The 19,492-nt window shown below is 73.1% G+C and carries 16 protein-coding genes; 10 read left to right on the top strand and 6 right to left on the bottom strand.

What is annotated here, in order from left to right:
* Positions 1 to 12 precede the first annotated feature (12 nt).
* From ACZ573_RS13140 to ACZ573_RS13110, 7 genes are all read left to right on the top strand, one after another.
* Positions 13 to 1,506, top strand: a complete 1,494-nt coding sequence (locus ACZ573_RS13140; protein ID WP_471302941.1) for a 3' terminal RNA ribose 2'-O-methyltransferase Hen1 — start codon at positions 13 to 15, stop codon at positions 1,504 to 1,506.
* Positions 1,503 to 4,085, top strand: a complete 2,583-nt coding sequence (locus tag ACZ573_RS13135) for a polynucleotide kinase-phosphatase (protein WP_471302939.1) — start codon at positions 1,503 to 1,505, stop codon at positions 4,083 to 4,085. Before ACZ573_RS13140 ends, ACZ573_RS13135 begins: the two co-directional genes overlap by 4 nt.
* A 185-nt stretch (positions 4,086 to 4,270) precedes the next feature.
* The gene (locus ACZ573_RS13130) at positions 4,271 to 4,777 is read left to right on the top strand and encodes a hypothetical protein (RefSeq protein ID WP_471302936.1); all 507 of its coding nucleotides are present in this window, start codon (positions 4,271 to 4,273) and stop codon (positions 4,775 to 4,777) included.
* A gap of 46 nt (positions 4,778 to 4,823) precedes the next feature.
* The gene (locus tag ACZ573_RS13125; protein WP_301365636.1) at positions 4,824 to 6,050 is read left to right on the top strand and encodes an arginine deiminase; all 1,227 of its coding nucleotides are present in this window, start codon (positions 4,824 to 4,826) and stop codon (positions 6,048 to 6,050) included.
* A gap of 147 nt (positions 6,051 to 6,197) precedes the next feature.
* A complete protein-coding gene (gene argF, locus ACZ573_RS13120; protein ID WP_471302934.1) occupies positions 6,198 to 7,226 on the top strand; it encodes an ornithine carbamoyltransferase in 1,029 nt (342 codons plus the stop codon).
* Positions 7,227 to 7,400: 174 nt separating this feature from the next.
* A complete protein-coding gene (locus tag ACZ573_RS13115; protein ID WP_301365630.1) occupies positions 7,401 to 8,228 on the top strand; it encodes an enoyl-CoA hydratase family protein in 828 nt (275 codons plus the stop codon).
* Between the two features lie 4 nt (positions 8,229 to 8,232).
* Complete coding sequence (locus ACZ573_RS13110) at positions 8,233 to 10,482, top strand: bifunctional salicylyl-CoA 5-hydroxylase/oxidoreductase (protein ID WP_471302932.1); 2,250 nt, start codon at positions 8,233 to 8,235, stop codon at positions 10,480 to 10,482.
* Between the two features lie 18 nt (positions 10,483 to 10,500).
* On the opposite strand, the gene ACZ573_RS13105 is transcribed toward ACZ573_RS13110, so the two are convergent.
* From ACZ573_RS13105 to ACZ573_RS13090, 4 genes are all read right to left on the bottom strand, one after another.
* On the bottom strand, positions 10,501 to 11,340 hold the full coding sequence (locus tag ACZ573_RS13105; RefSeq protein ID WP_471302931.1) for a GNAT family N-acetyltransferase: 840 nt from the start codon (positions 11,338 to 11,340) through the stop codon (positions 10,501 to 10,503).
* A gap of 44 nt (positions 11,341 to 11,384) precedes the next feature.
* Positions 11,385 to 11,735, bottom strand: a complete 351-nt coding sequence (locus ACZ573_RS13100) for a hypothetical protein (protein WP_471302930.1) — start codon at positions 11,733 to 11,735, stop codon at positions 11,385 to 11,387.
* Positions 11,736 to 11,866: 131 nt separating this feature from the next.
* Positions 11,867 to 12,667: a PaaX family transcriptional regulator gene (locus ACZ573_RS13095; protein WP_471302928.1), complete on the bottom strand. Its 801-nt coding sequence runs from the start codon at positions 12,665 to 12,667 to the stop codon at positions 11,867 to 11,869.
* 9 nt (positions 12,668 to 12,676) lie between these two features.
* Positions 12,677 to 14,362, bottom strand: a complete 1,686-nt coding sequence (locus ACZ573_RS13090; protein ID WP_471302927.1) for an AMP-binding protein — start codon at positions 14,360 to 14,362, stop codon at positions 12,677 to 12,679.
* Between the two features lie 146 nt (positions 14,363 to 14,508).
* Here ACZ573_RS13090 and ACZ573_RS13085 point away from each other — a divergent pair, with 146 nt between their 5' ends.
* Together ACZ573_RS13085 and ACZ573_RS13080 are read left to right on the top strand one after the other, a co-directional pair.
* Complete coding sequence (locus ACZ573_RS13085; protein WP_471302925.1) at positions 14,509 to 15,669, top strand: acyl-CoA dehydrogenase family protein; 1,161 nt, start codon at positions 14,509 to 14,511, stop codon at positions 15,667 to 15,669.
* On the top strand, positions 15,666 to 16,064 hold the full coding sequence (locus tag ACZ573_RS13080; protein ID WP_471302922.1) for a RidA family protein: 399 nt from the start codon (positions 15,666 to 15,668) through the stop codon (positions 16,062 to 16,064). The genes ACZ573_RS13085 and ACZ573_RS13080 overlap by 4 nt, the downstream gene beginning before the upstream one ends.
* Before the next feature lie 92 nt (positions 16,065 to 16,156).
* Here ACZ573_RS13080 and ACZ573_RS13075 read toward each other — a convergent pair whose 3' ends face one another.
* The gene (locus ACZ573_RS13075) at positions 16,157 to 16,915 is read right to left on the bottom strand and encodes an SDR family NAD(P)-dependent oxidoreductase (RefSeq protein ID WP_471302920.1); all 759 of its coding nucleotides are present in this window, start codon (positions 16,913 to 16,915) and stop codon (positions 16,157 to 16,159) included.
* A 119-nt stretch (positions 16,916 to 17,034) separates the two neighbouring features.
* Between ACZ573_RS13075 and ACZ573_RS13070 the strand changes: the two genes are divergently transcribed.
* Complete coding sequence (locus tag ACZ573_RS13070; protein ID WP_471302917.1) at positions 17,035 to 17,943, top strand: LysR family transcriptional regulator; 909 nt, start codon at positions 17,035 to 17,037, stop codon at positions 17,941 to 17,943.
* 7 nt (positions 17,944 to 17,950) lie between these two features.
* Here ACZ573_RS13070 and ACZ573_RS13065 read toward each other — a convergent pair whose 3' ends face one another.
* Positions 17,951 to 19,324, bottom strand: a complete 1,374-nt coding sequence (locus ACZ573_RS13065) for an aminopeptidase P family protein (protein ID WP_471302916.1) — start codon at positions 19,322 to 19,324, stop codon at positions 17,951 to 17,953.
* Between the last annotated feature and the right edge of the window lie 168 nt (positions 19,325 to 19,492).

The raw sequence follows: 19,492 nt of genomic DNA, 5'->3' as shown, positions 1-19,492 counted from the left end.
ATACTCGGTCATGTGTTCCTGACGATCTCCACCACCGGTTCCCCCGAACGACCCGCCACCGACCTGGGCTATCTGCTGCACAAGCATCCCGGCAAGACGCAGGCGTTCTCCACCTCTCACGGCACCGCTCACGTGTTCTACCCCGAGGCCTCGGTCCAGCGGTGCACGGCGGCCCTGCTGCTGGAGGTGGACCCCGTCGCGCTCGTGCGGCGCGGCCGGGGCAAGGGCCGGGGCGGGGCGCCGGACGCCGCGCTCGCGCAGTACGTGAACGACCGGCCGTACGCCGCGTCCTCGCTGCTCGCCGTCGCGCTCAGCGGAGTGTTCCGCACCGCCCTCAAGGGACAGTGCACCGCCCGCCCCGAGCTGCCGGAGCAGGCCCGCCCGCTGCGCGTCGAGATCCCCGTGCTGCCCGCCCGCGGCGGGGCCGCGCTCGTGCACCGGCTGTTCGGCCCGCTCGGCTGGGACCTCGTGGAGGCCGAGCCCGTACCGCTCGACGAGCAGTTCCCCGAGTGGGGCGACTCCCGCTACGTACGGCTCGTCCTGGAGGGCGAGCTGCGCCTCGCCGACGCCCTGCGCCAGCTCTACGTGCTGCTGCCGGTGCTCGACGACGCCAAGCACTACTGGATCTCCCCGGACGAGGTCGACAAGCTGCTGCGCGCCGGAGACGGCTGGCTCGCCGCGCACCCCGAGAACGGGCTGATCACCTCCCGCTACCTGGCCCGCCACAAGCGGCTGACCCAGGACGCCATCGAGCGCCTGGAGCTGGTCCGCCTCGCCGAGGCCGACGGCAGCGAGGTCGAGGAGCTCGACAACGCGGTGGACGAGACCCGCGACACCGAGGAGCGGCCCGTGCCGCTCGCCGTGCAGCGGCGCGAGGCCATCCTCGCCGCCCTGCGGGGCGCCGGCGCCCAGCGGGTGCTGGACCTCGGCTGCGGCCAGGGGCAGTTGCTCCAGGCGCTGCTCGGGGACCCGGCGTACTCCGAGATCGTCGGCATGGACGTGTCCGTGCGGGCCCTGCAGATCGCGGCCCGGCGGCTGCGGCTGGACCGGATGGGCGAGCGGCAGAGCGCGCGCCTGAAGCTCCTCCAGGGTTCGCTCGCCTATACCGACAAGCGGCTGGCCGGCTACGACGCGGCCGTGCTCAGCGAGGTCATCGAGCACCTGGACCCGGAGCGGCTGCCCGCGCTGGAGTACGCGGTCTTCGGCTCGGCCCGCCCCCGCACGGTCCTCGTCACCACCCCCAACGTCGAGTACAACGTGCGCTGGGAGACCCTGCCCGCCGGGCACGTCCGCCACGGCGACCACCGCTTCGAGTGGAACCGCGAGGAGTTCCGCGCCTGGGCCGGCGAGGTCGCGCGGCGCCACGGCTACGGCGTCCGCTACGTGCCCGTCGGCGACGACGACCCCGAGGTCGGACCGCCGACCCAGATGGCCGTCTTCACCCAGCACGACACCACCGACACGATCCGCACCACCGACACCCCGAAGGAGGGCGAGGCAGCATGACCAGCACCGAGACCCCCCGTACGCGCACACTTCCCGTCACCGACCTGTCCCTCGTCGTCCTGATCGGGGCCACCGGATCGGGCAAGTCCACCTTCGCCCGCAAGCACTTCAAGGCCACCGAGGTCATCTCCTCCGACTACTGCCGGGGCCTGGTCTGCGACGACGAGAACGACCAGAGCGCCAGCCGCGACGCCTTCGACGTCCTGCACTACATCGCGGGCAAGCGCCTCGCCGCCGGCCGCCTCACCGTCGTCGACGCCACCAGCGTCCAGGCCGACGCCCGCCGCGGGCTGGTCCAGCTCGCCCGCGAGCACGACGTGCTGCCGATCGCCATCGTCCTGGACATGCCCGAGGAGGTCTGCGCCGAACGCAACGCCGCCCGCCCCGACCGGGCCGGCCTGCCCCGTGCGGTCATCCAGCGGCACCGCCGGGACCTGCGGCGCTCGCTGCGCGGTCTGGAGCGCGAGGGCTTCCGCAAGGTCCACGTCCTGCGCTCCGTCGAGGAGGCCGAGACCGCCGAGGTGGTCCTGGAGAAGCGGTTCAACGACCTCACCCACCTCACCGGCCCCTTCGACATCGTCGGTGACATCCACGGCTGTTCCTCCGAGCTGGAGACCCTGCTCGCCAAGCTCGGCTACGAGGACGGGGTCCACCCCGAGGGCCGCACCGCCGTCTTCGTCGGCGACCTCGTCGACCGCGGCCCGGACAGCCCCGGCGTGCTGCGCCGCGTCATGGGCATGGTGAAGTCCGGCAACGCCCTGTGCGTGCCCGGGAACCACGAGAACAAGCTCGGCCGTTACCTGAAGGGCTCCAAGGTCCAGCGGACCCACGGTCTCGCCGAGACCATCGAGCAGCTGGAGGGGGAGCCGGAGGAGTTCGTCCAGGAGGTACGGGAGTTCATCCGCGGCCTCGTCAGCCACTACGTCCTCGACGGCGGCAAGCTGGTGGTCTGCCACGCCGGGCTGCCCGAGAAGTACCACGGCCGCACCTCCGGCCGGGTCCGCTCGCACGCCCTCTACGGGGAAACCACCGGCGAGACCGACGAGTTCGGCCTGCCCGTGCGCTACCCGTGGGCCGAGGACTACCGGGGCAAGGCCGTCGTGGTCTACGGCCACACCCCGGTCCCCGACACCGCCTGGATCAACAACACCATCTGCCTCGACACCGGCGCCGTCTTCGGCGGCCGGATGACCGCCCTGCGCTGGCCCGAGCGCGAACTGGTCGACGTACCGGCCGAGAAGGTCTGGTACGAGCCGGTCAAGCCGCTCGTCGCCGAGGCGCCGGGCGGGCCATGGGGGTCCCCCCGGACGGAGTCCGGGGGTGGCCGCCCGCTCGACCTGGCGGACGTGCACGGCCGCCGGGTCGTGGAGACCCGGCACCTGGGCAACGTGAACGTGCGCGAGGAGAACGCGGCGGCGGCCCTGGAAGTCATGAGCCGCTTCGCGGTGGACCCCCGCCTCGTCCCGTACCTGCCGCCGACCATGGCGCCCACCGCCACCTCCCGCGAGGAGGGCTACCTGGAGCACCCGGCCGAGGCCTTCGCGCAGTACCGCGCGGACGGCATCGCCCAGGTGGTGTGCGAGGAGAAGCACATGGGCTCCCGCGCCACCGTCCTCGTCTGCAAGGACGCGGACGCGGCCCGGACCCGCTTCGGGGTGGACGGTCCGACCGGCTCCGTCTACACCCGCACCGGGCGGCCCTTCTTCAAGGATCCGGAGGTCACCGAGGAGGTCCTCACCCGGCTGCGCTCGGCCGTCGCCGACGCGGGCCTCTGGGAGGAGCTCGACACCGACTGGCTGCTGCTCGACGGCGAACTCCTGCCCTGGTCCCTGAAGTCCGCCGGCCTGCTGCGCAACCAGTACGCCGCCGTCGGCGCGGCCTCCGGCGCCGTCTTCCCGGGTGCCATCGCCGCCCTGGAGGCGGCCACCGCCCGGGGCGTTGACACCGGCGAGCTGCTGGAGCGCCAGCGCGGCCGGGCCGCCGACGCGGCCGCCTTCACCGACTCCTACCGGCGCTACTGCTGGACCACCGACGGCCTGGACGGCGTACGGTTCGCACCGTTCCAGCTGCTGGCGGTGGCCGGGCGGTCGCTGGCCGCGGTGCCCCACGACGAGCAGCTGTTCTGGCTGGACCGCCTGGTCGCCGCCGACGAGGCGGCCGGTACCGGACTGCTGCGGCGCACCGGCCGGATCCTCGTGGACACCGCGGACGAGGATTCCGTACGGGCCGGCACGGACTGGTGGCTGGAGCTGACGGCCGCCGGCGGCGAGGGCATGGTCGTCAAGCCGCTCCAGGCGTACGCCAGGGATGGCAAGGGCCGGCTGGTCCAGCCCGGGGTCAAGGTGCGCGGGCGGGAGTACCTGCGGATCATCTACGGCCCGGAGTACACCCGTCCGGACCACCTGGAGCGGCTGCGCGAGCGGTTCCTCGGGCACAAGCGCTCGCTCGCCCTGCGCGAGTACGCGCTCGGACTGGAGGCGCTGGACCGGCTGGCGGCAGACGAGCCGCTGTGGCGGGTCCACGAGGCGGTCTTCGCGGTGCTGGCGCTGGAGTCGGAGCCGGTCGACCCGCGCCTGTGAGCCGGCACCGCCGCGCGAGGGGGCCGCGTCAGCACGGCCCGTAAAGGGGTGGCCCCCGTACGGCCTCGAATTAGGTCGTATGGGGGAACTTTCGGGGAGAACTCCGGGAAAACCACCGGCGGGATCGTTCATCCAGGGCAGCGGAATGTCCGCGACCCTGGAAGGACGGAACGTCACCTATGAAGATGACCGCGCGCGGAAGCATTGCGGCGCTCATGACCTGTATGGCTGCGGCCGGAGCGGCCACCCCGGCCATGGCCCAGTCGGTGCCGGTCGATGTCCCGCTCGACGCCGTGAAGACCACGCTGGGCGTGGACACCCCGCGCGTGGGCACGGGCGTGCCGATGCCGGTCGTGGGAGCGCCCGAGTCGCCCCGCTTCCACAAGGGGAACATGCTTCCGACCCCACTGCTCCCGTCGCTCCCGATCGGCACCGAGCTCGGCAGCACCCTCGTCACCTCCCCGGTGCCGAACCTGCTGGGCAAGCCGGAGACGGACGGCGAGGGTTCCGTCGAGGCGCCGGCCACCGACCTGCTCGCCCGGACCCCCGGCCTGGTCGCCGGCGGTCTGCTGACGATGCCGGACGCCTCCAACTCCGGTGTGCCGAACGTGAGCACGCCCGAACTGGGCCTGACCACCCCGGAACTCACCGGGGCCCCCTCGGCGCTTCTCGGCCTCACCACCCCCCGCTGAGCGGACGCCACGTCAAAAAGCCGTTCGGTCTGGGAATGTGTACGGCATGGGATTCCATGTCGACTCCGAGACCGGGCGGCTTCGCCGCGTCATCCTCCACCGGCCCGACCTGGAGCTGAAGCGGCTCACACCGAGCAACAAGGACGCACTCCTCTTCGACGACGTGCTGTGGGTGCGCCGGGCCCGCCAGGAGCACGACGGCTTCGCGGACGTGCTGCGGGACCGGGGCGTGGAGGTCCACCTCTTCGGTGACCTCCTGTGCGAGGCCCTCGACATCCCGGAGGCGAGACACCTCGTACTGGACCGGGTCTTCGACGAGAAGGAGTACGGGCCGCTCGCCACCGACCACCTGCGGTCGGTCTTCGACGGGCTGACCTCGGCCGAGCTGGCGGAGGCCCTGGTCGGCGGGATGACCAAGCGGGAGTTCCTGGAGCGGCACGCCGAGCCGGTGTCGGTGCGCTTCCACGCGCTGGACCTGGACGGCTTCCTGCTGGGCCCGCTGCCCAACCACCTCTTCACCCGGGACACCTCCGCCTGGATCTACGACGGGGTGTCCATCAACGCGATGCGCTGGCCCGCCCGGCAGCGCGAGACGGTCCACTTCGAGGCGATCTACAAGCACCACCCGCTCTTCACCACCTCCGGCGCCTTCCACTACTGGTCGCAGGGGCAGGCGGACTACCCGTCGACGATCGAGGGCGGGGACGTCCTGGTCATCGGCAACGGGGCGGTGCTGATCGGGATGAGCGAGCGGACCACCCCGCAGGCGGTGGAGATGCTGGCGCGCGGCCTGTTCGCGGCCGGTTCGGCGACGTCCATCGTGGCGCTGGACATGCCCAAGTCGCGAGCCTTCATGCACCTGGACACGGTGATGACGATGGTCGACGGAGATACGTTCACTCAGTACGCCGGGCTCGGGATGCTCCCCTCCTACACGATCGAGCCGGGCGGCGGGCCGCAGGAGCTGAAGGTCACCGACCACCCCGAGGACCACATGCACCGGGCGATCGCGGGGGCGCTCGGCCTGGATTCGATCCGGGTGCTGACCGCGACGCAGGACGTGCACTCGGCGGAGCGCGAGCAGTGGGACGACGGGTGCAACGTGCTGGCCGTGGAACCGGGGGTGGTGGTCGCCTACGAGCGGAACGTGACGACCAACACGCACCTGCGCAAGATGGGCATCGAGGTGATCGAGATCCCGGGCAGCGAGCTGGGGCGGGGCCGGGGCGGGCCGCGCTGCATGAGCTGTCCCGTCGAGCGGGACGCGGTCTGAGGAGAGTCGCGCCCGGGGTCCGAGGCGGCCGCGCCTGGGGGAGGGCTTCCGGGCCCGGGGAAAGGTCCCGGGCCCGGTCTGTATATCAATACAGAGGATCGTATAGACTTCCAACATCCCCTGTCACCGTGACGCTGGAGCGACCCCATGGCCACCGACCTCGCCGGCCGCAGTTTTCTCAAGGAGCTGGACTTCACGGCCGCCGAGTTCCGCGGTCTGATCGAGCTCGCCGCCGACCTGAAGGCCGCCAAGAAGGCCGGGGCCGAGCAGCGCATGCTCCAGGGCCGGAACATCGCGCTGATCTTCGAGAAGACCTCCACCCGGACCCGCTGCGCCTTCGAGGTCGCCGCTGCGGACCAGGGTGCGCACACCACCTACCTCGACCCCGCCGGCTCCCAGATGGGCCACAAGGAGTCGGTCAAGGACACCGCCCGGGTGCTCGGCCGGATGTTCGACGGGATCGAGTACCGGGGGGACAGCCAGCAGGCCGTCGAGGAGCTCGCCGCCCACTCGGGCGTCCCCGTCTTCAACGGCCTCACCGACGACTGGCATCCGACCCAGATGCTGGCCGACCTGCTCACCATGACCGAGCACAGCACCAAGCCGCTGAACCGCATCGCCTTCGCCTACCTCGGCGACGCCCGCTTCAACATGGGCAACTCCTACCTCGTGACCGGAGCGCTGCTGGGCATGGACGTGCGGATCGTCGCGCCCCGGTCCTACTGGCCCGCCGAGCCGGTGGTGGCCGCGGCGCGGGAGCTCGCGGCGGAGAGCGGGGCCCGGCTCACCCTGACCGAGGAGGTCGCCGAGGGGGTCGCCGGGGCGGACTTCGTCGTGACCGACATCTGGGTGTCCATGGGGGAGCCCAAGGAGGTCTGGGACGAGCGGATCGCGGCCCTGTCCCCGTACGCGGTGACCATGGACGTGCTGCGCGCCACCGGGAACCCGGACGTGAAGTTCATGCACTGCCTGCCGGCCTTCCACGACCTCGGCACCAAGGTGGCCCGGGAGATCCACGAGCGGCACGGGCTCGACTCCCTGGAGGTGACGGACGAGGTGTTCGAGTCGGAGCACTCCATCGTCTTCGACGAGGCCGAGAACCGGCTGCACACCATCAAGGCCGTGCTCGTCGCCACCCTCGGCCGGCCCGGCCGGTCCCACCTGGGTGACGCATAGTCATACGCCGCGTCAGGCGCCGGCGGGGCCGGTCCGGGGCCCGGCCGGGTGGCGAGCGTTGAGCTCCCGGATTCAACGATACGAAGTCGAATTCTCATTCCGTCGGACATTCGGCGGCGCACATATGTCGTGCTTCTGTGACGGCAGTCACGATCTGGTGATACCTTCGGTGACGTGAGCCCCTTCACCGGTTCCACACCAGCGACCGAACGGTGGCACCACCTCCGGGTCACCCGGCAGGACGGCGTCGCCACCGTCACCTTCGACCGCCCCGAGAAGCTGAACGCGCTCACCTTCGGCGCCTACGCCGACCTGCGCGATCTGCTCGGCGAACTGTCCCGCGAGCGCTCCGTACGCGCCCTCGTGCTCGGCGGCGAGGGGCGCGGCTTCTGCTCCGGCGGGGACGTCGACGAGATCATCGGCGCCACCCTCGCCATGGACACCGCCCAGCTCCTCGACTTCAACCGGATGACCGGCCAGGTGGTGCGCGCCATCCGCGAATGCCCCTTCCCGGTGATCGCCGCCGTGCACGGGGTGGCCGCCGGGGCCGGAGCCGTCCTCGCGCTCGCCGCCGACTTCCGGATCGCCGATCCCACCGCCCGCTTCGCCTTCCTCTTCACCCGCGTCGGCCTCTCCGGCGGCGACATGGGCGCGGCCTACCTGCTCCCCCGGGTCGTCGGCCTCGGCCACGCCACCCGCCTGCTGATGCTCGGAGAGCCCGTCCACGCGCCGGAGGCCGAGCGGATCGGCCTCCTCAGCGAGCTCACCGAGGAGGGCAAGGCCCACGTACGGGCCGCCGAACTCGCCGCACGCCTGGCCGCGGGCCCCGCCCTCGCCCACGCGCAGACCAAGGCCCTGCTCACCGCCGAGCTCGACATGCCGCTGGCCGCGTCCGTCGAACTGGACGCCAACACGCAGGCCCTGCTGATGCACGGCCAGGACTACGCGGAGTTCCACGCGGCCTTCACCGGGAAGCGGCCGCCGGAGTGGAAGGGCAGGTAGTCACATGGCTCCTGGTGCCATGCGGGTCGCCGTCGTCGGCGGGGGACCGGGAGGGCTGTACGCCGCCGCGCTGCTGGCCCGCCAGGGCCACACGGTGGAGGTCTGGGAACGCAACGCCCCGGACGACACCTTCGGCTTCGGCGTGGTGCTCTCCGACGAGACCCTCGGCGGCATCGAGCGGGCCGACACCGTCGTCCACACGGCCCTGAGCGCGGAGTTCGTGCGCTGGGACGACGTGGACATCGTGCACCGCGGCCGGCTGCTGACCTCCGGCGGCCACGGCTTCGCGGCCATCGGGCGGCGCCGGCTGCTGGAGATCCTGCACGAGCGCTGCGCGGGCCTCGGCGTCCGCCTCCGCTTCCGCTCCGAGGCCCCGGCGTCCGCCGAGCTCGCGGCCTCGTACGACCTGGTGGTCGCGGCCGACGGGGTGCACAGCGCGATCCGCGAGGCCGGCGCCGCGCACTACGGGCCGGCACTGACCGGCGGACGCTGCCGCTACATCTGGCTCGCCGCCGACTTCGCCTTCGACGCCTTCCGCTTCGAGATCGCGGAGACCGAGCACGGGGTCATGCAGCTGCACGCCTACCCGTACGCGGCCGACGCCTCCACGGTGATCGTGGAGATGCGCGACGAGGTGTGGCGGGCGGCCGGCTTCGACCTGTGCGACGAGGACGAGTCGGCGGCCCGCTGCGCCAAGATCTTCAGCGAGGCCCTGCGCGGGCGCACGCTGCACGGCAACCGATCCGCGTGGACGCAGTTCCGCACCGTCGTCAACGAGCGCTGGTCGCACGGCAACACGGTGCTGCTCGGCGACGCGGCGCACACCGCCCACTTCTCCATCGGCTCGGGGACCAAACTGGCCGTGGAGGACGCCCTCGCGCTCGCCGAGGCCGTGGGCGCCCTGCCGGGCGACGTCCCGGCCGCCCTCGCCGCCTACGAGAGCGCCCGCCGCCCGGCGGTCGCCAGCACCCAGCGGGCGGCGGCCGCGAGCCGGCACTGGTTCGAGGAGATCGCCGGATACGTCGACCAGCCCGCCCGGCAGTTCGCCTTCAACCTGCTCACCCGCAGCCGCCGGGTCACGCACGACAACCTGCGGATGCGCGACGCACGGTTCACGCGGGCCGTGGAAGGGGACTTCGGTTGCCCGGACGGCACACCCGCGATGTTCACGCCCTTCACCCTGCGGGGCCTGACCCTGCGCAACCGGGTCGTCGTCTCACCGATGGACATGTACTCGGCCACGGACGGGCTGCCGGGCGACTTCCACCTCGTCCACCTCGGCGGGCGGGCCCTCGGCGGGGCGGGGCTGGTGATGACGGAGATGGTCTGCGTGTCCGCCGAGGGCCGCATCACCCCCGGCTGCACCGGCCTCTACACCCAGGAGCAGGCGGCCGCCTGGAAGCGGATCGCCGACTTCGTCCACACCTCGGCGCCCGGAACCGCCCTCGGCGTCCAGCTCGGGCACGCCGGCCGCAAGGGCTCGACCCGGGTGATGTGGGAGGGCATGGACGACCCCCTGCCCGAGGGCAACTGGCCGCTGGTGGCCGCCTCGGCGCTGCCCTACCGGCCGGGCGTCTCGGCACTGCCGCGCACCCTCGGGCGCGCCGACCTGGCGGCGCTGCGCTCCGATTTCGCGGCCGCCGCCGTCCGCGCCGCCGACGCCGGATTCGACCTGCTCGAACTGCACTGCGCCCACGGCTACCTGCTCTCAGGCTTCCTGTCCCCCCTGACCAACCACCGCGACGACGAGTACGGCGGCTCCCTGGAGAACCGGCTGCGTTTCCCGCTGGAGGTCTTCGACGCGGTCCGCGCCGTGTGGCCCGCCGACCGCCCGATGACGGTCCGCCTCTCGGCCACCGACTGGGCGCCCGGGGGCACCTCGCCCGAGGAGGCGGTACGGATCGCGGCCGCCTTCGCCGCCCGCGGCGCGGACGCCATCGACGTATCGACGGGCCAGGTGGTCGCGGACGAGGCCCCCGAGTACGGGCGCTCGTACCAGACCCCGTACGCCGACCGGATCCGCAACGCGCTCGGCGTCCCGGTCATCGCGGTCGGTGCCATCTCCTCCTGGGACGACGTGAACTCCCTGCTGCTGGCCGGCCGCGCCGACCTCTGCGCCCTCGGACGCCCCCACCTCTACGACCCCCACTGGACCCTGCACGCGGCCGCCGAGCAGTCCTACGAGGGCCCGGCCGCGCCCTGGCCCGCCCCCTACCGCGCCGGCAGCCGGCCTCCGCCTACCGGTCGGGGCTGAGGCACTCGTGGCACGTTCTCACGTCGGCACGACCTCCGCCCGGTCCTCGACCGGGGTGTAACCCAGGCGCAGGTAGACGCCGTTGCTGGTGGGATTGGCCAGGTCCGTGAAGAGGAGGACCTCGGTGGCGCCGGCCGCGTACGCCGCTTCGCTCACCGCGTGCGTGACCCCGGCGGCGTAGCCGCGGCCGCGGTGCTCGGGCGGGGTGTAGACGGGGCCGACGCGGGAGACCCGGCCGATCGGGCGGGAGAAGCCGGCCAGCGAGACGGGATTCCCGGCGTGCTCCCACAGCCGGAGCCCGCCGTAGGAGATCCGGTCGCGCAGCGCGTCTTCGGAGGAACGGCCCGGAACACCCGCCTCCGCCCGGAAGGCCGTGATCCACTCCAGCAGCAGCGGGAGGTCCGCCCCGGTGGCGGGCCGGGCCCGCCCGGCCGGGGCGGGATCCGGGACGACCAGGCCGGCCAGCCGGTACAGGCGCAGCTCCTCGGCGATCCGGGTGGGCCGCCCCCAGGCCTCGGCCAGTGCTTCCGCGTCCGGGCGGCGGGCGTTGAACCCGTGCGCCCCGGCGAGCAGCGGTTCGCCGGCGAGCGCGGCCCCGAGTGCCCGGACCGCCTCGCCGGGCAGCACGCCGAGCACGGCCGGGAACGGCGGGGTGCACAGCAGGCCGCCGGCGACGGCGCCGTCGGGCCCCGTCCACCAGCCGAAGAACGGGGTGCCGTCGCCGTAGGCCCCGGCCCCGCGGCGCCACAGCCCGTCGGTCACGGTCAGCAGAAGGGTGTTGGAGACGGGCTGCGCGGCCGTGGCCGGGCCCGCCGCGGCCAGATAGGCCGTCAGGTCGGTGCTGAAGGTCCAGGTCATGGCCCATCGTGGCGCGGCGCACGGCGCGTCCGCACCCGGATTTCTCACGCGGGCAGCCACCCCGGCCACCACGGCGGCACGTTGTCCGGCCCGCACAGCCCCGAATCCCCCGGATACCCGCCTGGGGTGCCCTCGACGGCGAAGAACCAGATCACCAGCACCGCCAGCACGAGCACCACCGCCACCATCCGCAGCAGCGGGTGCCTGCGCCGCGTGAGGTTCGCGACCACCACCGCGCACACCGCGAAGCCCACCACCAGGACCGGGAGCAGGAAGGCCATCTCGGCCACGGAACCCGGTTCCCAGGCCGCGTCGCAGTAGGCGCGTGCGCGGGACGCGAGGGCGATCGCCAGGCATCCGGCCGCAGCGCCCAGCAGCCCGGAAGCGACCTTCACGAGGACGCCCGGCCACGTGCGGGTGTCCGGGGCCGGGGCAGGGGCCGGGCCCCCGGGGATGGGTTCGGTTCTGACTCTGTGCGGGGGGCGCTCGGATCTCGTCACAAGATCAGATGACGTATCGGCCGCGGCTACAGTTCCACGAATCCGGCGCCGACGTCCCGCAGCCGCTCGTGCAGCTCGGTGAAGACCGCCGCCGCCCGGTCGCCCGGCCAGTCCGCCGGGAGCAGTTCCCGCGGCAGGCCCGGGTCGGCGTACGGGAGGCGCCGCCAGGTGTCCAGGGCGAGGAGGTAGCCCCGGTAGGCCTCCTCCGGGGTCGGCTCCGGGCCCGTCCGGAGCGCGCGCAGGACGGGTTCGTGCAGGTCGAGGAATTCCTCGTGCTGCTTGGCCAGGGCCGCCAGGTCCCACCAGCGGGCCACCGCCTCGGCGGTCGGGGCGAAACCGAGGTGGGCGCCGCGGAAGAGTTCCACGTACGGGGTCAGGTGCAGCCGCTCCAGGGTGTGCGCGGTCTCCTCGGCCAGCCGGGCCGGGGCGATCCACACGCCCGGCGCCACCGCGCCGAAACCGAGCCGGGCCAGCCGCGAGCGCAGCAGATGCCGCTTGTTCCGCTCCTGCTCCGGGACCGAGAACACCGCCACCAGCCACTCGTCCGACAGCTGCGGGCTGCCGTAGATCCGCCGGTCGCCGTCGTCCAGCAGCTGCCGCGCCTCCTCGGAGAGCCCGTACGCCGCCGAGCCGTCCGCCGCCCGCTCGGGCAGCAGGAAGCCGCGCCGCTTCAGCCGGGACACCGACGAGCGGACCGACGGGGCGTCCACGCCGGCCGCGCCCAGCAGACGGATCAGCGCGGCCACCGGGACCGGGCCCTCGAAGGCCCGTCCGTAGGCTCCGTAGAACGTGACGATCAGGGATCGCGGAGTGTGCTGCTCGACCACGGGTTCACTCTAGTGCTGTGGCCCTTCCCGGCCACCGCACTGGATCCTGTCGGGCGTATCGGGCCGGGTGCCGGGATCGCGCAGGCGGAAGCGCTGCAGTTTGCCCGTCGCGGTACGGGGGAGGGCCGGGAGGAAGACGAAGGAGCGCGGGCACTTGTGCGGGGCCAGTTCCGCCCGCATGAAGGTGCGCAGGACCTCCTCCGTCAGCACCGCGCCGTCGCGGGCCACGGTGTACGCCACCACGATCTGCCCGCGCCGCTCGTCCGGGAGTCCCACCACCGCCGCCTCCACCACGTCCGGGTGGCGCAGCAGGGCTTCCTCCACCTCGGGGCCCGCGATGTTGTAGCCCGCCGAGACGATCATGTCGTCCGCCCGGGCGACGTAGCGGAAGTAGCCCTCCGGATCGCGGACGTAGGTGTCACCGGTCAGGTTCCACCCGCCCTGTACGTACTCCCCCTGCCGGGGATCGGCCAGGTAGCGGCAGCCCACCGGGCCGCGCACGGCCAGCAGCCCGGGCTCGTTGTCCGGGACCGGGCGGCCGGCCCGGTCCACCACCCGGGCCTCCCAGCCCGGGACCACCCGGCCCGTCGTCCCGGGCCGGATGTCCTCGTCGGCGGCGGAGATGAAGATGTGCAGCAGCTCGGTCGCCCCGATGCCGTTGATGATCCGCAGGCCGGTGCGTTCGTACCAGGCCTGCCAGGTGGCGGCGGGCAGGTTCTCCCCGGCCGAGACGCAGCGGCGCAGCGCCGACAGGTCGTACATGCCCACGTCGTACGGGCCCAGCGCGTCCAGCATCGTCCGGTAGGCGGTGGGCGCAGTGAAGAGCACCGTCACCCGGTGCTCCGCGAGCGCGGGCAGCAGCCGGCGCGGCACCGCCTCCTCCAGCAGCAGCGCCGAGGCCCCGGCCCGCAGCGGGAAGACGACCAGTCCGCCGAGGCCGAAGGTGAAGCCGAGCGGCGGGCTGCCCGCGAAGACGTCGTCCGGGCGGGGCCGCAGCACACTGCGGGAGAAGGTGTCGGCGACGGCGAGCAGATCGCGGTGGAAGTGCATGCAGCCCTTGGGCCGCCCGGTGGTCCCGGAGGTGAAGGCGATCAGGGCCACGTCGTCCGCGGAGGTCGGGGCGGCCGGGAAGGGGTCGGGATGCCTTTCGGCCAGCCGGAGCAGGTCCCCCGGGTCCCCGCCCCCGTACACGGTGATCCGCAGCCCCGGCACCTCGGCCTTGACCAGGTCGTCCAGCACGTCCGCATGGCACAGGGCGTGTCCCACCCGGGCCATCGCGCACACCGTGGCCAGCTCCTGCGCGCGCTGCTGGGGCAGGACGGTGACGGCCACCGCGCCCGCCTTCATCACCGCCAGCCAGCAGGCGGCGAGCCAGGGGCCGGTGGGCCCGCGCAGGAGGACCCGGTTGCCGGGGACCACGCCGAGGTCGGCCGTGAGCGTGTGGGCCAGGCGGTCCACGCGCTCGCGCAGACCGCCGTACGTCCACACCTCGCCCGCGGCGCTGCGGAAGGCCGGGCGGTCGGCGCCCGCGGGACCGAACCGGGCGATGGTGGCGTCGAGCAGCTCGGCCCCGCAGTTCAGGCGGTCCGGGTAGGCCAGTTCGGGCAGATCGAAGAGGAGCTCCGGCCAGGTGTCCGCGGGTGGCAGATGGTCACGGGCGAAGGTGTCGGTGTGAGCGGAAGGCTTGAGGTCCAAGGCGGGTCGCCCCCCTTGCAGCGGTCCGGGGTGGGGTGGAGCCGGCCGTGCGGCGGTTCATCCGGCCGTAGCCGGAAGGTCCTTCCAGGAGCGTATCGTGATGGTGACGGCAGTCAACAGGACGCGATAGATGCGGGGATATTCGGATGACCGGATTCGCGCTCGGGGTGGACCAGGAGGAGTGGTGCGGGCAGTTGCGCGCACTGGCGGTGCAACAGCTGCGGCCACTGGCCGAGAAAGGGGAACCGGGGCGGGTCAACCGGCCGCTGCTGGCGGCACTCGGGGAGCTGGGCCTGCTGGAGCGGGTGTTCGCCTCGGGCGCGCTGGAACTGTGCCTGCTGCGGGAATCCCTCGCCTACGGCTGCACGGAGGCCGAGACGGCGCTCGCCCTGCAGGGGCTCGGGGCGTACCCGGTCCTGCGGGCGGGGAGCGAGGAGCAGCGGGAGCGCTGGCTGCCGCTGGTGCGGGCCGGGCGGGCGGTGGCGGCCTTCGCGCTGAGCGAGCCGGGGGCGGGCTCGGACGCGGCGGCGCTGGCGCTGGCGGCGACGCCCGATCCGGCAGCCGGGGCCAGCGGGGCAGGCGGGGCCAACGGGGGCGGCTGGCGGCTCAGCGGTGAGAAGTGCTGGATCTCCAACGCGCCCGAGGCGGATTTCTACACCGTGTTCGCCCGGACGGGTGAGGGGCCGGGCGCGAAGGGCGTCTCGGCCTTCCTGGTCCCGGCCGACCGCCCCGGTCTCTCCGGCGCGCCCCTGGACATGCTCTCCCCGCACCCCATCGGCTCCCTCACCTTCGACGGGGTACCGGTCGGCCCGGGGGACCTGCTCGGCGAACCCGGGCGCGGTTTCCGCGTCGCGATGGACACCCTGAACCTCTTCCGGCCGAGCGTCGGTGCCTTCGCGGTGGGCATGGCCCGGGCCGCGCTGGACGCGACGCTCGCGTACACGGCGGACCGGACCGCGTTCGGCGGCACGCTGAGCGATCTGCAGGCGGTGGCGCACCGGGTGGCCGAGATGGCCACCCGCACGGAGGCGGCCCGGCTGCTGGTGTACGCGGCGGCCGGGGCCTACGACCGGGGGGCCGGGGACGTCCCGCGCCGGGCGGCGATGGCGAAACTGCTGGCCACGGAGACGGCCCAGTACGTGGTCGACCACGCGGTCCAACTGCACGGCGCGGTCGCCCTCCAGCGCGGCCACCTGCTCGAACACCTCTACCGGGAGGTGCGGGCACCGCGGATCTACGAGGGGGCGAGCGAGGTGCAGCGCACGATCATCGCGAAGGAGCTGTACGGGGCGGTGGCGCCGCGATGAGCCTGGAGCGGATCAACCCGGCGGAGCTGTCGCCCGCGACGGGTTTCTCGCACGCGGTCGCGGCGACCGGCACCCGGCTGGTGTTCCTGGCGGGCCAGACCGCCCTGGACGGCGAGGGCAAGGTGGTCGGCGAGAGCCTGCCGGAGCAGTTCGAGGTCGCCCTCGCCAACCTCCTGACGGCCCTCGCCGCGGCCGGCGGCACCCCCGCGGACCTGGCCCGGGTGACGGTGTACGCGGTGGACGTGGCGGCGTACCGGACCCACGCGGCCGAACTGGGCCGCATCTGGCGGCGGTCGGCCGGCCGCGACTATCCGGCGATGGCCGTCATCGGTGTGGTCCGCCTCTGGGACGACCAGGCCCTGGTGGAACTCGACGGCCTGGCGGTCCTTGCGTAACGGCGGCGCCTCCAGCCTTCACGGGTGATCCTGACGTCGGCGTACGGCATGGTGGCGGATGTCCTTCCGGCGCAGGTGGGTGGGGTCCGGGATCAGGCGCGACCGGTGACGTGGCCGCCGTCCACGCGCAGGGCGTGGCCGGTGACGAAGGTGGCGCCCGCGAGGTAGAGCACCGCCTCGGAGATCTCCGCGACCTCGCCGACCCGGTTCAGCAGGGCGAGCCCGCCGAAGGAGTCCACGTCGGATCCCGCGTGCAGCGGGGTGCGGATGATGCCGGGGGAGACGAGGTTCACGCGGATGCCGTCGGCGGCGAGTTCGGCGGCCAGGCTGGTCGTCAGCGCGTGCACCCCGGCCTTGCTGACCACCGGCGCGGAGGACGGGAAACCCGCCAGCGCGTGGTCCACCAGGACGGTGCCGATGTTGACGATGCTGCCGCCCCGGCCCTGCGCGCGCAGCGCCCGTACCACGGCCTGGGTGGTGAGGTAGGTGCCCTTGAGGTTGCCGGTCAGGAAGCCGTCGAGTTCTTCCTCGGTGACCTCGGTGAAGGGCTTGGGGGCGAAGGTGCCCGCGTTGTTGACCAGGACGTCGATGCGGCCGAACCGGTCCAGGGCGGTACGGACGAGGGCCTCACCCGTCGCCGGCTCGGCGATGGCGCCCGCCACCCACGCGATCCGCCCGGGGTGGCCGAGGGCGGCCGCGGCCTTGGCGAGGCGGTCGGCGTCCCGGCCGTTGAGGACGACATTGGCGCCGCTCGCGAGGAAGGCGCGGGCGATGTCCAGGCCGATGCCGCTGGAGGAGCCGGTGACCAGAGCGGTGGTGCTGCCGTCGATGTCCGTGTGCGTGTCGGTCATGGCGCTGTGCCTTTCGTCGGTGTCGTCGGTCGGGGTTCCGACCGGCTGACACCACGAACCTAGGAGCGCCCAACTCATAACACCACGACGAAGATTGGAGCGTGTGATAATCCCTGTTTATGGATGTGGATCTGCGTGACCTGGAGCTCCTGGCCGCCACCGCCGAGGCCGGCTCGCTGACCGCCGCCGCCGAGCGGCTCTACGTGAGCCAGCCCGCCCTCAGCCAGCGGCTCACCCGGCTCGAGGCCCGCCTGGGCATGGCCCTCTTCGACCGCAAGGGCCGCCGCCTGGTCCCCAACGCCGCGGGCCGCCGGCTGCTGGTCGCCGCCCGCCACGTCCTCGGCGAACTGGACTCGGCGGCCCGGGACCTGCGCGAGATCCGTGACGGGCGGGACCGGCGGGTCCGCTTCACCGCGCAGTGCAGTACGACCTTCCCGTGGCTGCCGCCGGTGCTCCGCGCCTTCCGCGAGCGCGCGCCGGACATCGACGTGCGCATCGAGACCGTCGCCGACGACGCGCCGGTCCCGGCCCTGCTCGCCGACCTCGTCGACGTCGCGCTGGTCACCAAGCCGGACCTGCAGATGGACCGGGTGTCGCTGACCAGACTGTTCGAGGACGAGATGGTGGCCGTGGTGCCCGCTGGCCACCCGTGGGCCTCGCGCGCGCACCTGACCGCCCGTGACTTCGACGGCGCCGACCTCGTCCTCTACGACTTCTACGACCAGAAGCGGATCCCGTCGATGCCGCTGCCGATCCCCGTCGGCGCCCGGCCGGCCCGGATCACCACCATGCCGGTGGTGACCGACCTGGTGATCGAGATGGTGGCCGGCGGTCAGGGCGTGACCGTGCTGCCCAACTGGGTGGCCGCCCCCTACGCGGCTTCGCACGGTCTCGCCCTCGTCGGCATCGGCGCGCGGCCGCTGACCCGTACCTGGTTCTGCGCCACCCGCACCGGACCGCGCCCGCCCCACGTGGAGGCCTTCGTCGAGGAGCTGACCGCCCGGCTCACCACCCCGCACAGCGTCTGAGGGGTCTCTAAGGAGTCTCCAGGAGCCGGCCCATCCACTCCTCGATCCCGGCCACGGTGCGCGGCAGCGCACCCGACATCAGGCGTGCGCCGTTGGCCGTGATGACCAGGTCGTCCTCGATGCGGACGCCGATGCCCCGCAGTTCCGCCGGGAGGGTCTCGTCGTCGGGCTGGAGGTAGAGGCCCGGCTCCACCGTCAGGACCTGCCCCTCCTCCAGGACGCCGTCCAGATAGGTCTCCGCCCGGGCCTTCGCGCAGTCGTGCACGTCGAGCCCCAGCATGTGGCCGCTGCTGCACAGCGTGTACCGCCGGTGCAGGTCGCCCTCCGCGTCCTTCAGGACGCCCCACTCCGCCAGACCCTCCGCGATGACCCGCATCCCGGCCCGGTGGAAGTCCCCGAAGCTCGCCCCCGGGCGCAGCGCCGCGATGCCCGCCTCCTGGGCGGCCAGGACCAGCTCGTACACCTGGCGCTGGACGGGGGAGAAGCGGCCCGACAGCGGCAGGGTGCGGGTGATGTCGGCCGTGTAGAGGGTGTCCGTCTCCACGCCCGCGTCCAGGAGCAGCAGTTGCGCCCCGTCCAGCCGGCCGTCGTTGCGGATCCAGTGCAGGGTGCAGGCGTGGGCGCCGGAGGCCGCGATCGTCTCGTACCCGGTGCCGTTGCCCTCCGCCCGGGCGCGCAGGCCGAAGACCCCCTCGATCCACCGCTCCCCGCGCGGATGCGCCAGCGCGCGCGGCAGGGCCCGTACGACGTCCTCGAACCCCGCCGTCGTGTGGTCGACGGCCAGCTGCAGCTGCTCGACCTCCCACGCGTCCTTGACCAGGCGCAGTTCCGAGAGCGCGGAGGCGAGTTCGGCGTCGGAGGCCGCGTCGCGGCCGGCCGGTGAGCCGAGTGCGTCCAGGTGCGCGCAGCGGATGCCGGTGAGGCGCTCGGCCTCCGCGAGGTCCGGCCGGCGGCCCACCCAGAACTCCCCGTACCGGCGGTCCCGGTAGAACTCCCCGTCCCCGTCCGCCCGCGGCGAGCGCGGCCGCAGGTACAGCACGGCTTCGTGGGCGTGCGGGCCCGACGGCTCCATGACCAGCACGTGGCCCGCCTGGTCCTCGCCGGTGAGGCCGGTCAGCCAGGCGTACGCGCTGTGCGGGCGGAAGCGGTGGTCGCAGTCGTTGGAGCGGACCTTCAGCTCCCCGGCCGGGACGATCAGCCGCTCGCCCGGGAAGCGGGCCGAGAGCCGCGCCCGGCGGGCCGGGGTGACGGCGTGGCCGGGGACCCGGCCGGAGCCGGGCAGCGGGGTCGCGGCCCAGTTGCCCGCCATGAACCGGGACAACTCCGGGGACACCGGGCGGTCGTGACTGCCCGTGTTGAGGCGGGCGGACGCGTCGGTCACGAGGACTCCCTCAAGAAAGATGCGAACTGGTGGGCGCACAGGTCTTGTCAGTGCAATTTCACATTACTATGTTACAGCTCACATCGCGGCACGTTAACCCCCGTCAAACGCCGTGTGACGCAGGGCAGTTCACGCACCACCCCCCACCTCACCTCTCCAATCAGGAGT

The sequence above is a fragment of the Streptomyces sp. NPDC040545 genome, from assembly GCF_055595065.1.
The sequence above is the reverse complement of the archived record's forward strand: the minus strand, read 5'-3'. Positions and strand labels throughout refer to the sequence as shown.

Bases quoted from the DNA above. Each gene is read 5' to 3' on its own strand.
- ACZ573_RS13135 (WP_471302939.1), top strand. From the start codon at position 1,503: ATGACCAGCACCGAGACCCCCCGTACGCGCACACTTCCCGTCACCGAC.
- ACZ573_RS13130 (WP_471302936.1), top strand. From the start codon at position 4,271: ATGACCGCGCGCGGAAGCATTGCGGCGCTCATGACCTGTATGGCTGCG.
- ACZ573_RS13125 (WP_301365636.1), top strand. From the start codon at position 4,824: ATGGGATTCCATGTCGACTCCGAGACCGGGCGGCTTCGCCGCGTCATC.
- argF (WP_471302934.1), top strand. From the start codon at position 6,198: ATGGCCACCGACCTCGCCGGCCGCAGTTTTCTCAAGGAGCTGGACTTC.
- ACZ573_RS13110 (WP_471302932.1), top strand. From the start codon at position 8,233: ATGGCTCCTGGTGCCATGCGGGTCGCCGTCGTCGGCGGGGGACCGGGA.
- ACZ573_RS13105 (WP_471302931.1), bottom strand. From the start codon at position 11,340: ATGACCTGGACCTTCAGCACCGACCTGACGGCCTATCTGGCCGCGGCG.
- ACZ573_RS13085 (WP_471302925.1), top strand. From the start codon at position 14,509: ATGACCGGATTCGCGCTCGGGGTGGACCAGGAGGAGTGGTGCGGGCAG.
- ACZ573_RS13080 (WP_471302922.1), top strand. From the start codon at position 15,666: ATGAGCCTGGAGCGGATCAACCCGGCGGAGCTGTCGCCCGCGACGGGT.
- ACZ573_RS13075 (WP_471302920.1), bottom strand. From the start codon at position 16,915: ATGACCGACACGCACACGGACATCGACGGCAGCACCACCGCTCTGGTC.
- ACZ573_RS13070 (WP_471302917.1), top strand. From the start codon at position 17,035: ATGGATGTGGATCTGCGTGACCTGGAGCTCCTGGCCGCCACCGCCGAG.